Source organism: Thioclava sp. F34-6, assembly GCF_002213235.1.
GTDB lineage: Bacteria > Pseudomonadota > Alphaproteobacteria > Rhodobacterales > Rhodobacteraceae > Thioclava > Thioclava nitratireducens.
On sequence record NZ_NBOA01000006.1, the window covers coordinates 180,148 to 195,884 of the forward strand.

Annotated in this window: 15 protein-coding genes and 1 tRNA gene; 7 read left to right on the forward strand and 9 right to left on the reverse strand. The window is 63.6% G+C overall.

Annotated elements, in window-relative coordinates:
* Window positions 1–100 precede the first annotated feature (100 nt).
* The 9 genes from B6V72_RS14035 to pdxH all read right to left on the reverse strand — a co-directional run bounded on the left by B6V72_RS14035 (window position 101) and on the right by pdxH (window position 8,299).
* Window positions 101–442, reverse strand: coding sequence for a zinc ribbon domain-containing protein YjdM (locus tag B6V72_RS14035; RefSeq protein WP_075775641.1), 342 nt, complete (start codon window positions 440–442; stop codon window positions 101–103).
* A gap of 94 nt (window positions 443–536) precedes the next feature.
* Window positions 537–1,151, reverse strand: a complete 615-nt coding sequence (locus B6V72_RS14040; protein WP_240496976.1) for an HD domain-containing protein — start codon at window positions 1,149–1,151, stop codon at window positions 537–539.
* Window positions 1,152–1,420: 269 nt separating this feature from the next.
* Entirely contained in the window at window positions 1,421–1,651 is a 231-nt protein-coding gene (locus tag B6V72_RS14045; protein ID WP_088735843.1) for a DUF2188 domain-containing protein, read from the reverse strand.
* Between the two features lie 212 nt (window positions 1,652–1,863).
* The gene (locus B6V72_RS14050) at window positions 1,864–2,109 is read right to left on the reverse strand and encodes a hypothetical protein (RefSeq protein WP_075775644.1); all 246 of its coding nucleotides are present in this window, start codon (window positions 2,107–2,109) and stop codon (window positions 1,864–1,866) included.
* 129 nt (window positions 2,110–2,238) lie between these two features.
* The gene (locus B6V72_RS14055; protein WP_088735844.1) at window positions 2,239–5,898 is read right to left on the reverse strand and encodes a vitamin B12-dependent ribonucleotide reductase; all 3,660 of its coding nucleotides are present in this window, start codon (window positions 5,896–5,898) and stop codon (window positions 2,239–2,241) included.
* Window positions 5,899–6,421: 523 nt separating this feature from the next.
* Window positions 6,422–6,498: transfer RNA gene (locus tag B6V72_RS14060), tRNA-Pro, on the reverse strand.
* 40 nt (window positions 6,499–6,538) lie between these two features.
* Window positions 6,539–7,030 (reverse strand): DUF192 domain-containing protein, encoded by a 492-nt coding sequence (locus tag B6V72_RS14065; RefSeq protein ID WP_088735845.1) that lies wholly within the window; start codon window positions 7,028–7,030, stop codon window positions 6,539–6,541.
* Window positions 7,000–7,554, reverse strand: a complete 555-nt coding sequence (locus B6V72_RS14070; protein WP_240496975.1) for a cold shock domain-containing protein — start codon at window positions 7,552–7,554, stop codon at window positions 7,000–7,002. The genes B6V72_RS14065 and B6V72_RS14070 overlap by 31 nt, the downstream gene beginning before the upstream one ends.
* A 121-nt stretch (window positions 7,555–7,675) precedes the next feature.
* The gene (pdxH, locus tag B6V72_RS14075; protein WP_088720183.1) at window positions 7,676–8,299 is read right to left on the reverse strand and encodes a pyridoxamine 5'-phosphate oxidase; all 624 of its coding nucleotides are present in this window, start codon (window positions 8,297–8,299) and stop codon (window positions 7,676–7,678) included.
* A 165-nt stretch (window positions 8,300–8,464) separates the two neighbouring features.
* On the opposite strand from pdxH, the gene fabI reads away from it, so the two are divergent.
* The 7 genes from fabI (at window position 8,465) to trpE (ending at window position 15,728) form a co-directional block, all read left to right on the forward strand.
* Entirely contained in the window at window positions 8,465–9,286 is an 822-nt protein-coding gene (gene fabI / locus B6V72_RS14080) for an enoyl-ACP reductase FabI (protein ID WP_075775648.1), read from the forward strand.
* Between the two features lies 1 nt (window position 9,287).
* The gene (locus B6V72_RS14085; RefSeq protein WP_075775649.1) at window positions 9,288–9,905 is read left to right on the forward strand and encodes a LysE family translocator; all 618 of its coding nucleotides are present in this window, start codon (window positions 9,288–9,290) and stop codon (window positions 9,903–9,905) included.
* 11 nt (window positions 9,906–9,916) lie between these two features.
* A complete protein-coding gene (gene gpt, locus B6V72_RS14090) occupies window positions 9,917–10,423 on the forward strand; it encodes a xanthine phosphoribosyltransferase (protein ID WP_075775650.1) in 507 nt (168 codons plus the stop codon).
* A 3-nt stretch (window positions 10,424–10,426) separates the two neighbouring features.
* A complete protein-coding gene (locus tag B6V72_RS14095) occupies window positions 10,427–10,945 on the forward strand; it encodes a DUF2127 domain-containing protein (RefSeq protein WP_075775651.1) in 519 nt (172 codons plus the stop codon).
* A 172-nt stretch (window positions 10,946–11,117) separates the two neighbouring features.
* Window positions 11,118–12,299: an aminotransferase gene (locus tag B6V72_RS14100; RefSeq protein ID WP_075775652.1), complete on the forward strand. Its 1,182-nt coding sequence runs from the start codon at window positions 11,118–11,120 to the stop codon at window positions 12,297–12,299.
* A gap of 64 nt (window positions 12,300–12,363) precedes the next feature.
* Complete coding sequence (locus B6V72_RS14105; protein ID WP_088720181.1) at window positions 12,364–14,205, forward strand: SurA N-terminal domain-containing protein; 1,842 nt, start codon at window positions 12,364–12,366, stop codon at window positions 14,203–14,205.
* A gap of 11 nt (window positions 14,206–14,216) precedes the next feature.
* Window positions 14,217–15,728, forward strand: a complete 1,512-nt coding sequence (gene trpE, locus B6V72_RS14110; RefSeq protein ID WP_075775653.1) for an anthranilate synthase component I — start codon at window positions 14,217–14,219, stop codon at window positions 15,726–15,728.
* Window positions 15,729–15,737 lie beyond the last annotated feature (9 nt).

A 15,737-nucleotide genomic window follows, 5' to 3' on the forward strand; every position in this document is an offset into this window, starting at 1 on the left:
CTCACTCAAGGGGCACCTCGTCAAAGGGCGCCTCGTGGGGGATTATCAAAACGTCGACGGGTGCAGCGGCACCTGGGTCGCGACGCGACAATGAGGAGGCTTACTCGGAAACTTTTTTCACGAATTGGGACTTCAGCCCCATCTGGCCGATGCCGGGCACCTTGCAGTCGATATCGTGATCGCCGTCGACGAGGCGGATGCCGCGCACCTTGGTGCCGACCTTCACCACCGAGGAGGAGCCCTTCACCTTGAGGTCCTTGATCACGGTCACCGTGTCGCCGTCGTTCAGCACGTTGCCCACCGCGTCGCGCACCTCCGCGGGCGCATCCGCGTCACCCGAGGCCGACCATTCATGGCCGCATTCGGGACAGATCAGCAGGGCGTCCATCTCGTAGGTGAAGGACGAGTTGCATTCGGGGCACGGGGGCAAGGTATCGCTCATGGGTCATGCCCTTAGTCTCGCGCGCCTGTTATCGCCAGAAAAATCTTTCTCCTGCGACAAAAAGCGGGAAGCGATCTGTGCGGCTCCGGCCCGCTCAGGCTGGATCGGGCAAGCCGTGAACTTCGCCAGCGCGCAGGACCTCTGGCGCATAGGCCTTGCGGGAAAACACCTCGCGGACGTCCTCGACGAAGCTCTCCAGCGGGTCCATCGGATAGGCCGGGTCGAAGCTCGACTGATCCCAGCGCTCGCAGAATTGCTCGCAGCTGCGATAACAGGGGTGGTCCTTGAATTTCTGGCGCTCCTCCGGGTCCCAACCGTAGTGATGGCCGTAATAGGCGATCTGGAAAATGCCGTGATGTTCGACCACCCACGAGACCTCCTCGCGGACATAGGGCCGCAGAATTTCCGCCGCCATCCGGTCGTGGTTCTGGGGCGCGAGCCGGTCGCCGATGTCGTGCAGCAGTGCCGCCACGATCCAGTCAAGATCCGCCCCGTCCCGCCGCGCCCGGGTCGCCGCCTGCAGCCCGTGTTCGAGCCGCGTGATCTGGTAGCCCGACAGCGTCTCCTCCGCCTGCGCGGCGAGTTCGCGCAACAACCGATCCGCCGTTCCCGCAAGGAAAGGCTTCTCCAGCTCTTCGAGCAGTTCGTAATCTTCGCGGGTGCCGTCTTTCATCTGGGTGAAGGAGACTGTCGGTCCGGATGCGGTCATCTGCGGTCCTTCCGGTTGCGGGTTTCATTCCTCGGCCGCCTCGGGCCACACCGGACATCGTGACGCGGGATGGCGAAAATGGCCAGAGCGCGGCCGCACCTTCCAGTTTCACCCCGAACGGAAAGAGGCCCTCTCCGGGGGGCGGAGAGGGCCAGTTTCGCCGATCAGGCTCATTAGTTTACCGCCCGAGCTGTTTTTAGTCTCGCCTGGGCCTTCTCGGCGTCTGGGACGAGCGCACCCGCCCCGGATCTCTGTCTTCAAGAAACCGCTTATCCCTTGGGGGGATAAGGATCCTTACCGTAAGTGTTGCGCTCACGAATCTGGCCGTTGCGACCGCGGAGGTACGCTTCTCCGCCTGATGTGCGAGCGAGGTCGCGGGTTCGTTCCCACGCCTGTTCCTGGGTGGGAGCGATATGGCTTGCGCGCTCGCCCCCCTCACGACGCGATTCCCAATTCCCATCTGGGCGTCTCTGGGTCCAATAGTTCTTACCATCTGACATGGCAGCTTCCTTACTTTTCCACAGGCTGCGAGCAGAAGTTGTTGGCAAACCTGTGGGTTTCTCAGCACGCTATTGATCGCCTTACTCGGTCGTGGTCTTTCCTTGTCTATCGACCCAAGCGGGCCGAGTTTGGGTTGTTCCGCAGCGTGCTAGGCTCTTGCGGAATGGCCATGGCGGGGGAAGGTCAGAGCTCCCCCGCCACACCCTCAATCTCAGTGCAGCGCCATCTCGCGCGCGGTCATCAGGGTGACGGTGGTCGCACCGCCGCCCATCCGGATATCGGTCACGTCGAGCGCGTGGTGATCGAGGTCGCCGCCGAGGCAGGCGATCTCGGTGCCCGTGAAAGTCGCGTCGATCAGCGAGGTCAGCCCCTCGCCCACCAGCTCGGCCTCGATGCCACCAGGGATGCGGCGCGTCGTTTTGGGGGTCACCCGCTTATTGCCGACGATCAGGTCCAATTTCCGCTCCTTGCCGCCTTTGGCGGTCGTTTCTGTCCCTCGGGCCGCGCCCGTCTTCCCTCGGCCCGGACAGACCGGACCGCGCCGTCGTCGTCGGGGCCCCGGCCGCCAGACCGAGACCCCTGTCCCTCAAGAGCAACCGCTGGTCGCCCCGCAGGTGTTGCACTTCATGCAGGTGCCGTTGCGCACCAGCGTGTAGTTGCCGCAATCTCCGCAAGCTTCGCCCTCGTAGCCCTGCATCTTCGCCTTGGCGCGGGCATCCATCTGGACCGAGCCCGAGGAGACCGCGGTGGAGCTGGAGGCACGGGCCTGCGCGCTTTGCGCGGGCATCTGCGAAGTCACCACTTCCACGCCGCCCTGCAGAGCCATCAGCTCTTGCGGCAGGCGCTTGCGCAGATAGCCGGTCGAGGAAATCTGGCGCAGCACTTCGAGCGACTTCGAAGCGTTCTCGGACATCGGCTCGACATTGCCGTCGGCGCGCTTGCCCTCGTTCTCGCCACCGCCCAGATCGTCGAAGCTGGTGCCCTGCGGCTTGATATGCGCAAGGTCGGTGCGGTCGAGATAGGACACGGCCAGTTCGCGGAACACGTAGTCGAGGATCGAGGTCGCGTTCTTGATCGAGTCGTTGCCCTGCACCATCCCGGCCGGTTCGAACTTGGTGAAGGTGAAGGCGTCCACGAACTCCTCCAGCGGCACGCCGTATTGCAGGCCCACCGACACGGCGATCGCGAAGTTGTTCATCATCGCCCGGAAGCCAGCGCCTTCCTTGTGCATGTCGATGAAGATCTCGCCCAGCGTGCCGTCGTGGTATTCGCCGGTGCGCAGATAGACCTTGTGACCGCCCACGACCGCCTTCTGGGTGTAGCCCTTGCGACGTTCGGGGAGCTTCTCGCGGTGGCTGCGGACGATCTCCTTGACCAGCACCTTCTCGACGATCTTCTCGGCGAGCACGGCGGCCTTTTCCTGGGTCGAGCCGGTGGCGAGGATTTCCTCGGCCTCCTCGTCATCCTCGACCAGCGCGGCGGCCAGCGGCTGCGACAGTTTCGATCCGTCACGGTAGAGCGCGTTGGCCTTGATCCCGAGCGACCAGCTGAGCTCGTAAGCCGCTTTCACGTCTTCGATCGAGGCATGGTTCGCCATGTTGATCGTCTTCGAGATCGCGCCCGAGATGAAGCTCTGCGCGGCAGCCATCATGTGGATGTGGCTCTCGACGCTGAGGTAGCGCTTGCCCTTCTTGCCGCAGGGGTTGGCGCAGTCGAACACGCTCAGGTGCTCGTCCTTCAGGTGCGGTGCGCCTTCCAGCGTCATCGTCCCGCAGACATGGTCGTTCGCGGCGTCGATCTGCTTCTTGGTGAAGCCGAGGTGACGCAGCATGTCGAAGGTCGGATCGTTCAGCTTCTCGGCCGGGATGCCCAGCGTCTGGGTGCAGAACTCCTCGCCCAGCGTCCACTGATTGAAGACGAAGCGGATATCGAAGGCGGTCGGCAGCGCGGCCTCGACCTTCTCGATCTCGCGCGGGCCGAAGCCGTGGCCGATCAGCGCGGTGGTGTTGATGTCGGGGCAGTTGCCAAGGCTGGCGTGGCCCACGGCATAGGCGATGATCTCTTCGATCTGCGCCGAGCTATAGCCCAGCGTTTCGAGCGCGCCCGGCACCGAGCGGTTGATGATCTTGAAGTAGCCGCCGCCTGCAAGCTTCTTGAATTTCACCAGCGCGAAGTCCGGCTCGATCCCGGTGGTGTCGCAATCCATTACCAGACCGATCGTCCCGGTTGGCGCGATCACCGACACCTGCGCGTTGCGGTAGCCGTGCTGCTCGCCCAGGGCCAGCGCCTCGTCCCAGGATTGTTTGGCCAGCGCGATCAGTTCCGGATCGGGGCAGCCCTTGTGATCGAGCGCGACCGGCTTGATCTCGAGGCTCTCGTAGCCATCGGTCTTGCCGTAAGCGGCGTTGCGGTGGTTGCGGATGACGCGGAGCATATGCTTCGAGTTCTTCTCGTAGCCCGGGAACGCGCCCAACTCGCCCGCCATCTCGGCCGAAGTGGCGTAGGAGACACCGGTCATCACGGCGGTCAGCGCGCCACACAGCGCCCGGCCCTCTTTCGAGTCGTAGCCCAGACCCATGTTCATCAGCAGGCCGCCGATATTGGCATAGCCGAGGCCCAGCGTGCGGAAGTCGTAGCTGCGCTGCGCGATTTCCTTCGAGGGGAACTGCGCCATCAGCACCGAGATTTCCAGCGTCACGGTCCACAGGCGGGTGGCGTGCATGTAGCTTTCGGCGTCGAACTTGCCGTCCTTGTAGAAGGTCAGCAGGTTCATCGAGGCAAGGTTACAGGCCGTGTCGTCGAGGAACATGTATTCCGAGCACGGGTTCGAGCCGCGGATCGGGCCGTCCTCGGGGCAGGTGTGCCATTCGTTGACGGTGTCGTGGAACTGGATGCCCGGATCGGCGCAGGCCCATGCGGCGTGGCCAACCTGCTCCCACAGCTCGCGCGCCTTCACGGTCTTCGCGACCTTGCCGTCGGTGCGGCGGATCAGTTCCCAATCGGCATCGTCCTTCACCGCTTTCAGGAAGGCGTTGGTGACGCGCACCGAGTTGTTCGAGTTCTGGCCCGAAACCGAAACATAGGCTTCCGAGTCCCAATCGGTGTCGTAGGTCGGGAATTCGATCGAGCTGTAGCCCTGCCGTGCATATTGCAGCACGCGGTTGATGTAGGTCTCCGGGATCATCACGCGCTTGGCGGATTTGATCGCGGCTTTCAGCGCCTCGTTCTGAGTCGGATCGACCGAGGTCTCGTCGGAGCCGTCGAATTCGCGGATCGCGGCGAAGATGCCGTTCAGCTCGCGCTCATGCAGTTTGGAGCCCGCGACCAGCGAGGCCACTTTCTGCTCTTCGATGACCTTCCAGTTGACGAATTCCTCGATATCCGGGTGATCCATGTCGCAGATCACCATCTTCGCTGCGCGGCGCGTGGTGCCGCCCGACTTGATCGCGCCCGCCGCGCGGTCGCCGATCTTGAGGAAGCCCATCAGGCCGGAGGATTTACCACCGCCCGAGAGGCTCTCGCCTTCGGCGCGCAGGCTCGAGAAGTTGGTGCCCGTGCCCGAGCCGTATTTGAACAGGCGCGCCTCGCGGACCCAGAGGTCCATGATCCCGCCCTCTTTCACCAGATCGTCCGAGACCGACTGGATGAAGCAGGCATGGGGCTGGGGATGCTCGTAGGCCGAGGTCGAGGAGGTCAGCTTGCCGGTCTTGTGATCGACATAGAAGTGGCCCTGACCGGGACCGTCGATGCCGTAGGCCCAGTGCAGGCCGGTGTTGAACCATTGCGGCGAGTTCGGCGCGGCCATCTGTTCGGCCAGCATGAAGCGCATCTCGTCATAGTAAGCCTGCGCATCAGCTTCCGTGGTGAAGTAGCCGCCCTTCCAGCCCCAATAGCACCAGGCACCGGCGAGACGGTCGAACACTTGCTTGGCCGAGCTTTCGCCCGTGAAGCGCGCCTCTTCGGGGAGTTGGGCCAGCGCCTCTTCATCGGGAACCGAGCGCCACAGGAATTCCGGCACGCCCTTTTCCTTGACCTTCTTCAGCGCCGCCGGGACGCCGGCCTTGCGGAAGTATTTCTGCGCCAGAACGTCCGAGGCGACCTGGCTCCAACCGCTGGGCACTTCGACCGACTCGTTGCGGAACACCACCTTGCCGTCGGGATTGCGAATCTCGGATGCGGTCGTCGTGAACTCCAGCGCGCCGTAGGCGCCGGTTTCGTCGGTGGTGAACTTGCGTTCGATCTTCATTGCCCTGTCCCCGTTTGCAGTCAGTCAAATCCGGTGTCGGCGGGAGCCGCAGAGAACAGAAAGCCCGGGCCTCGCAGTCGACACCGCGAGGGCTGCGCGCCCCGGATTCGGGGGTGCAATGTCCGAAATCTGTCCCTTGGCCCTAGGCTCCACTACATCTGGTGGGTTGGCCTCCGACACCACACAACCTGCCGTAGGCGCACCGAGCCGTCAACGAAACTTTCACCTTGAGTCAGTCCATTTTTCAGTTGACCGGCCCCAAGGGAAGCGGACTGCACGATTCCTCCACATTTGGTTAACGCTAGGACGCCGCGCTGCGGCACCAATAAGGGCCAAATTTCATTGAGGATTCCCGCGCGTTTGCGGCTCATCTGGGAATTTCAATCCACAGCACGCAATATCTTGTGGATAGCCGCGCCGGCTTTGCGCAAAAAATGGGCAAATTCGCGGATCGTGTCGCTAGTGCCACAATCAAGACCTGCCACTAGATGTAGTCAGGGCCGAAATCGGCAATTTGGAGGGATGGTCGGGGCGGCGAGATTCGAACTCACGACCTTCTGTACCCAAAACAGACGCGCTACCAGGCTGCGCTACGCCCCGACGCCCTCTCCTTACAAAGAGGTTTGGCACAAGGAAAGGGTCATTCGCAGGGAAATGCGGCTTGTGCCGGATCGACGCTGGGATGCGCAAGCTCCGCACCCGGCGCGATCCCGTAGCGCGCGGCCATCCCGGCATTGATCTCGAGCACGTAGCGTACCGGCGCGCCGGAGGGAATCGGCGTGTCGTCATTGGGAGTGGTGTTCGCCGCGACCTTCACCACGCGCCCTGCCGGATCGATGAAAACCATATCGAGCGGCAGCGGCGTGTCGTGCATCCAGAAGGCGACCTCGCGCGGGCGGTCGTAGATGAAGAGCATCCCTGCCCCCGCGTCCATCTCGCGCCGACCCATCAGGCCCTGCGCACGCTCTGCACTGTCATCGGCAATCTCGATGGTGAAATTCACCAACTGGCCATCTGTGCGCAGAATCGCGAGATCGTCCCGGCATTGCGCTCCGTACGCCGCGGCGATGCCCGGCGCCAAACTCAGAAGAAGGGCGGCGCTCAGCGCCCGGATTTCAAACCAGCATCCCATGCGAGCACCTGTGCCGCCATCCGCCCCCTCTTGCCTTCGATCACCCGCAGGCACACCGCTTCGCCGGGGCTGAGATCGGCGAAGCCCGACCGACGCAGAACTTCCATGTGAATGAAAATATCCTCTTCGTTTTCGAAGATGTTGGCAAAGCCGAATCCCTTGGCCTTTTCAAACCACTTCACCCGCGCCGGTTCCAGCGGCAGGGCCGCGATATCGTCGAAACTGTTGTCACCCAAATCTTCGATCGGCGCGACGGGCTCGCCTTCCGGGGGTAAAATCTCCAAGACCTCGACCGCCTGTGCGCCGCGCGGGGTCAGCTGCATCTGGACACGAATCCGTGCGCGGTCAGCAATCGAGCCCTGGCCGAAATTGCGAAGCACATTCGCGTGTAGAAGGATATCCGGCCCCCCTTCGCCATCGACGATGAAGCCGAACCCTTTGACTGGGTCAAACCATTTAACGGTGCCGGTGACTTCGCGAGGCTCGGCCTCCGACTCCCCCAGCATCTTCCATCCCGTTTGCATACTTCGGGCTTTCCTGTTCGCATTTCCGCCCGCACCTCACTCAGGAGATGCGGTATTCACGCGACACTTCAAGAGAATTCTCAAAGTTTCAAGACCCTATGCAATTCACGAAGCGCGAGTTTCAGGGGTTTAGGCGGGTCACTTCCCACGCATCGGCAAGGGTTTGCCGGCTCCAACGGAAACGATCGTGAAGGCGAAATGCGCCGTCCGCCCAAAATTCCAACTCCAAGGGCTTGATTCTGAACCCTCCCCAGAAAGGCGGTCGTTCCGGATTTGTGCCATGACCCGCGGTCACCTTCGCGACCTCCGCCATCAGCGCGCTGCGCGAGCTCAGCGGCTCACTTTGTCGCGAGGCCCACGCCCCGAGACGCGATTTCAAGGAGCGTGACTTGTAATAGACATCGGCCTGCGGCCCTTCCTCGCGTTCAACCATACCGCGAACCCGAATCTGGCGGCGCAATGACTTCCAATGCATCACGAAAGCAGCTTTTCCGGCGCTCTCGATCTCCTGCGCCTTCACCGATCCGTAGTTGGTGTAGAAGACGAACGCCCCGCCCGAGGGCATGTCGCGCCCCTCTATTTCCTTGAGGAGAACCATGCGCGCATTGGGCATCCCGTCCGGATCGACCGTCGCCAGCGCTATCGCATTGGGATCGTTGATCTCGGTCTCTTCGGCTTCGCTCAGCCAAGCCTGCGCGATCGCGAATGGATCGTCGCCCGCGAAAATTCCGGTTCTGTCACTCATACTCGCCTCCAGTCTGGCCCGTCGCATGGCACACCGTGCCCAACGCTCCGATCGGCAACACGATCCACACGATCATGCTTGACCGGAGGTCAGTAGCCTTGATGCGTCTTCACCTTTCGCCTAAAGCATTCGGACTTACCAGAGCGAAGCGGGGGACAACCTGACATGTCGAACAACCTGATGGCGGGCAAACGCGGGCTGATCATGGGCCTTGCGAATGACAAATCCATCGCCTGGGGCATCGCCAAGGCCCTCGCGGATGCGGGAGCGGAACTCGCCTTCTCGTTCCAGGGCGAGGCGCTCAAGAAGCGCGTGGGTCCGCTGGCCGAACAGCTCGGCTCCGAGATCCTCGTCGAATGCGACGTCGCCAACGGTGACTCGATCAAGAGCCTTTTCGAGACGCTGCGCACGCATTGGGACAGCATCGATTTCGTCGTCCACGCGATCGGTTTCTCCGACAAGTCGGAGCTGCGCGGGCGCTATGTCGACACCTCGCGCGACAACTTCAAAACCACGATGGACATCTCGGTCTATTCCTTCACCGCAGTGTGCAAGGAAGCTGCTGCGATGATGAACGAGGGCGGCTCGCTGCTCACGCTGACCTATTACGGTGCCGAGCAGGTCATGCCGCATTACAACGTGATGGGCGTGGCGAAAGCGGCGCTGGAAGCCAGTGTGATGTATATCGCAGAGGACCTCGGCAAGGACGGAATCCGCTGCAACGCGATCTCCGCCGGTCCGATCAAGACGCTCGCGGCTTCGGGCATCGGCGATTTCCGCTACATCATGAAGTGGAACGAGCTGAACTCGCCGCTGCGCCGCAACGTGACGCAGGAAGAGGTCGGCAAGGCCGCGCTCTACCTGCTCTCCGATCTCGGCTCCGGCACCACCGGCGAGACGCTGCATGTCGACGCGGGCTATCACGTCGTGGGCATGAAAGCGGTCGACGCGCCCGATATCGACGTGGTCACCAAGCGGAAGGAATGAGATGACCCTCGCGGCCCTCACCGCGATCTATTTCGTGCATCTGGCCGCGGCGATGTCGCCGGGGCCAGCTGTGCTGCTGGCCGCGCGCACGGGTCTGCGCGACGGGTTCCAGCGCGGCATCTGGCTCGCACTCGGGATCGGCTTGGGCGCGGTTATCTGGGCGGCAGCGGCGCTGTTCGGTCTCGCCCTCGTCTTCAAGATCGCCCCTGCCCTGCTTACCACGCTGAAAATCGCCGGCGCGGCCTATCTGCTGTGGCTCGCATACAAGATGTGGCGCCATGCGGACGATCCGATGGACGATGAGATTCCCGACCTGCCCCGCACCCGCTCGGCTCCGCGTCTGATCTGGCTCGGCATCTCGACCCAGCTCGCCAACCCGAAACCCGCCGTGTTCTTCGGCACCGTCTTCCTGACCTTCATCCCGCCCTCGGCGCCCGCATGGGCCTATGCCGCGATCCTCGGCATCGTGATGTTCAACGATGCGGGATGGAACGTCATCGTCGCGCGGATCTTCTCGCTCGAGAAGACGCGCGCGGCCTATCTGAACCTGAAAACCGTGATCGAGCGCTGCTTCGGCGGCCTGCTGGCGCTGCTCGGTCTGAAACTCGCTCTGAGCTGAGGAGACCCCCGATGTCCGATCGTCTGCCGCATGAAAAAGGCTTCCACGTCAGCTGGGACCAAATCCACCGGGATGCCCGTGCGCTGGCATGGCGTCTCGACGGCAAGGGGCCGGGCGACGGCAGCTGGCGCGCCGTGGTAGGCATCACCCGTGGCGGCCTCGTTCCGGCGGCGATCGTCGCGCGCGAACTGGACATCCGCACGGTCGATACGATCTCGGTCAAAAGCTACAACCATCAGGAACAACGCGAAGCGCAGGTCATCAAGCCCACGCAGGAGAGCCTGATGGAAAACGGCGGCGAAGGCGTGCTGATCGTCGACGACCTCGTCGATACCGGCAACACGCTGAAGCTGGTGCGCGACCTCTTCCCGAAGGCGCAATTCGCGACCGTCTACGCCAAGCCGATGGGCGCACCGCTGGTCGACACCTTCATCACCGAAGTCAGCCAGGACACTTGGATCTTCTTCCCCTGGGACATGGCGCTGCAATATGTGCAACCCTATCGCGGCACGGACTGATCAGTGCGGTTCGGCGCACCCGGAACCCCTCTCGGGCGGTTCCTGCACTGGCTTTTCGAGGTCAGCCTGATCATCAAGGCGATCTTCGAGATTGCGGAAACGCTGTCCGGCCTCGCGCTTCTCGGGCTGCCGAAGAATGCGGTCTTCGACGCCGCGCATTGGCTGACCGCGCGAGAGCTGCGCGAGGATCCCAATGACCGCATCGCCAATGCGTTCCTCAACGCGGCCCACCACTTCTCGATCCAGACTCAGGATTTCTACGGTTTCTATTTCACCAGCCACGGCTTGCTGAAGCTGGTCGTGGTGATCCTGCTGATCCGCGGACTGATCTGGGCCTACCCGATGGCGATCGTGATGATGACCGGCTTCGTGGCCTACCAGATGTATCTCTACAGTCTGAACCATGGCGCGGGCATGCTGGCGCTGACGGTGCTGGATCTCGTGGTCATCGCGCTGACCCTACGCGAGTGGTATGTGCGGCACAGCTTCGCATGGCGCAACCACCATGAGGGACGCAGCTAGGGCGCGCTGCCCCCTTCTCTGCCTCCGTTTGCGCCTCACCCCCGAGATATTCCCGACAAGAGGAAGCGCAGCCCCCTTCTTCTCGATCCAAATATCCCCACCGGAGGCTCCCGCCTCTTGCCAAGCGCGCGGCGCTCTGCTGATCTCGCGCCGATCAGCCAAGAGGACCTTCATGCCCCATCCGCTCAACCCCGCCCTCGCCGCCACCTTCCCGCCCCCGGTCATGGAGGCGCGGCGCTGGCTCGACGGGGTCGAGTTCACCGCCGATCGCCCGCTGATCAATGTCTCGCAGGCAGCCCCCGTCGATCCGCCGCCCGAGGCGCTGCGCCAAGCCATCGCCGAGGCCGCGCTGAACGATCCGCAGGCGCATCTCTACGGCCCCGTTCTGGGCCTTCCCGATCTGCGCGCGGAACTCGCGCATCAATGGTCGCTGGCCTATGGCGGCGAGGTCGCGGCGCGTCAGGTCGCGATCACCCAAGGCTGCAATCAGGCGTTCTGCGCGACGCTGGCCACGCTCGCAGGCCCGGGCGACGAGGTGATCCTGCCGACGCCTTGGTATTTCAATCACAAGATGTGGCTCGACATGGCGGGCGTGCACACGGTGCCGCTCGCCCCCGGCGCGGGGCTACTGCCCGATCCCGAGGAGGCCGCCGCGAAGATCACCGGCAAGACCCGGGCGATCGTGCTCGTCTCGCCCAACAACCCGGGCGGGGCGGAATATCCGGCCGAGCTGCTGCGCGCCTTCGCCGATCTGGCCAAGCGTCACAAGCTCGCGCTGATCGTGGACGAGACCTATCGCGACTTCGACTCGCGCAATGGAGCTCCGCATGACCTGTTCTCCGATCCCGACTGGCCGGACTATTTCATCCATCTCTATTCCTTCTCGAAAGCCTATCGCCTGACTGGGCATCGCGTCGGCGCCATCGTCGCAGGCGAGGCGCGCCTTGCAGAGGTCGAGAAATTCCTCGACACGGTGGCCATCTGCCCCTCGCAGCTTGGTCAGATGGCAGCGCTGTGGGGGATGGTCCACCTGTCGCAATGGGTCGCGGGCGAGCGCGAGGAAATCCTGCGCCGCCGCACCGCGATGGAGGCGGCCTTCGCCGATCTGGAAGGCTGGAAGATGCTGGGCTGCGGCGCCTATTTCGCCTATGTCACCCATCCCGATCCGCGCCCCTCTCCTGATTTCGCGCAGGCTCTGGTGCGCGAGGCGGGCGTGTTGATGCTGCCCGGCACGATGTTCATGCCGCAGGGCGCAAACGGAGCCGCGCAGCAGATGCGGATCGCCTTCGCCAATGTCGACAGTGACGGGATCGCGGCGCTGCGCGACCGGCTGGCGAGCCTCGCGCGCAGCTAGCCTTGCAGGCCAGTAATCAAAGCCCTAAACAGCGCCAAAAGACAATTCCCGAGGAGGACCCCCGATGAAGATGCGCAGCCACGGCAAGAGTGTCGTCGTCTGGATCTTGCTGGCCATGCTGATCCTTGGTCTCGGCGGTTTCGGGCTACGCAGCTTCTCCGGTTCGGCCAAGTCGGTCGGCGCGGTCGGCGAGACCAAGATCACCGTGGACGATTACGCTCGCGCGCTGCGTCAGGAAATGCAGCAGCGCTCGCAGCAGCTTGGCCAGGCGGTGACGATGGCGCAGATGAAGGCGTCGGGCGCGGACCAGCGGGTGCTGGGCAAGCTGATCGGTCAGGCCGCGATCGGTGAGGGCGCGCGGCGTCTTGGCGTCTCGGTCGGTGACAAGCAGCTGCAACAGAAGATCTACGACATCCCGGCCTTCCAGAACGCCTCGGGCAAGTTCGACCGCGAGACCTACAAGTTCGCGCTGCGCCAGCAAGGCTATTCCGAGCAGCAATTCGAAGCGCAGCTGCGCGACGATCTCGCCCGCTCGATCATTCAGGGCGCAGTCGCGGGCGGCGTGGATGCCCCCAAGCCCGTCGTGGATGCCTATACGCAATATGTCGGCGAGAAGCGCGGCTTCACTTGGGCGGAAGTGACGGAGAGCGATCTGACCAAGGCGATCCCGGATCCGACGGACGAGCAGCTCAAAACCTATTACAACGACCATATCGACCAGTTCACCGCGCCCGAGACGCGTGACATCACCTATGCCTGGCTGACGCCTGAGATGCTGGCCGACAAGGTGAAGATCGACGACGCCACGCTGAAGGCCGAATACGAGCGTCGGATCGACGAGTTCAAGCAGCCCGAAAAGCGCCTCGTGGAGCGTCTCGTCTATTCCGACATGGATGCCGCGAAAGCCGCTAAAGCCAAGCTGGACGGCGGCGCGACCTTTGCCGATCTTGCGAAGGATCGCGGCCTGACGCTGGACGATGCCGATCTGGGCGACGTGACTCGCGACGATCTGGGCAAGGCCGCCGACGCGGTCTTCTCGGCCGAAAACAACACCGTGGTCGGCCCCGTCGAGACCGATCTGGGCCCGGCGCTGTTCAAGGTGAACGGCATCATCGATGCACAGGAGACCTCGTTCGCCGACGCGCGCGACGAACTGGCGGGCGATGCCGAGGCCGAGAAGGCGCGCAACGAGATCGGCAAGATGAGTGAAAACCTGCAGGACCGTCTGGCCGGAGGCGCGACTCTGGAGGAGATGGCCAAGGAAACCGACATGGAGCTTGGCCAGATCGGTTTCACCGCCGACAGCACCGACGGCATCGCGGGCTATGACGAATTCCGCAAGGCGGCGAACGAGGCGACGACCGACGCCTATCCCGAGCTGCAAACCCTGTCGGATGGCGGCGTCTTCGCGTTGCGCCTGAACAAGATCGTGCCGCCCCAGCCCAAGCCCTTCGACGAGGTGAAGAGCGACGTGGCCGATGCGTGGCGCGCCGATCAGGTCGTGCAGGCGGAAGAGGCCCGCGCCAAGGAGATCGTCTCTGCGGTCGAGGGCGGCAAGTCGCTGGGCGAGACCGGCGTGCTGACCACCAAGGTGGCGAGCATCGGGCGCGGCGGCTATTCCGACGAACTGCCGCCGCCCGTGGTCTCGAAGGTCTTCAAGACCGAACCGGGCAAGCCGGCGCAGATCACCGCCAGCGGCAAGGTCTATGTCTTCGTCACCGACAAGGTCATCCCGGCGGATATGGAAGATGCTGACACCAAGCTGATCTCGGGTCAGATCGGCAAACAGCTGTCGAACTCGCTGGCCAATGACCTGCTCAATTTCTACGCGACCGCCGTGGAGTCGGAGGCCGGGCTCGATCTCGACAGCCAGACCGTGACCGCGGTGCAGTCGCAGATGCAGTAAGGAGGCCCGTCGTGGTCGCTCTCTCCCCCTCTTTCGAGGCGTTCGAGGAACGCTGGGCCAAGGGTGAAAATCAGTTGGTCTACGCCCGGCTCGCGGCCGATCTGGACACGCCCGTCTCGCTGATGCTCAAGCTCGCCGAGGCGCAGCCGAATTCCTTCATGCTGGAATCGGTGACCGGTGGCGAGGTGCGCGGACGCTACTCGATCGTCGGCATGAAGCCTGACGTGATCTGGGAGTGCCGGGGCGAGCAGGCGCGGATCAACCGCTCGGCGCGCTTCGACGAGGCATGGGAAGATCTTCCGGGCCACCCGTTCGATAGCCTGCGGGCGCTGATCGCGGAGAGTCGCATCGACATGCCCGACGATCTGCCTGCTGCGGCGGCGGGACTGTTCGGCTATCTCGGCTATGACACGATCCGGCTGGTGGAGAAGCTGCCGAACGTGAACCCCGATCCGTTGGGCGTACCCGACGCGATGCTGCTGCGCCCGTCGGTCGTCGCGGTGCTCGACGGGGTGAAGGGCGACGTGATCATCTGCGCACCGGCCTTCCAGTCGGCCGGTCTGTCGGCGCGCGCCGCGTATGCGCAGGCCGCCGAGCGCGTCTCGGATGCGCTGCGCGATCTCGACCGCACGCCGGTCGAGAGCCGGGATCTGGGCGAGAGCCTGCAGGTCGGCGAGATGCGCTCGAACTTCACCAAGGAGGGCTACATGTCCGCCGTGGAGACCGCGAAGGATTACATCCGCGCGGGAGACATCTTCCAGGTGGTTCCGGCGCAGCGCTGGTCGGCGCATTTTCCGCTGCCGCCCTTCGCGCTTTACCGCAGCTTGCGACGCACGAACCCCTCCCCCTTCATGTTCTTCCTGAACTTCGGAGGCTTCCAGATCGTGGGCGCGTCGCCTGAAATCCTCGTGCGGGTCCGCGAGGGCGAGGTGACGATCCGCCCGATCGCGGGCACCCGCCCGCGCGGGGCCACCCCTGCCGAGGACAAGGCGCTGGAAGAGGATCTGCTGGCCGACAAGAAGGAGTTGGCCGAGCACCTGATGCTGCTCGATCTCGGTCGCAACGATGTCGGCCGTGTCTCGAAGATCGGCTCTGTGCACCCGACCGAGAAGTTCATCATCGAGCGATACAGCCACGTCATGCATATCGTCTCGAACGTGGTGGGCGAGCTCAGCGACGATCAGGACGCGCTCTCGGCGCTGCTGGCCGGTCTGCCCGCGGGCACTGTCTCGGGCGCGCCCAAGGTTCGCGCAATGGAAATCATCGACGAGCTGGAGCCCGAGAAGCGCGGCATTTATGGCGGTGGCGTGGGCTATTTCGCGGCCAATGGCGAGATGGACATGTGCATCGCGCTGCGCACGGCGGTGGTGAAGGACAAGACGCTATACATTCAGGCGGGCGGCGGCGTGGTCTATGACAGCGACCCCGAGGCGGAATGGCAGGAGACGGTCAATAAGTCCAAAGCGCTGCGCAAGGCCGCCGAGGATGCGGGGCTGTTCGTGGCGACACGCGGCAACGGCTGAGCACCGTCA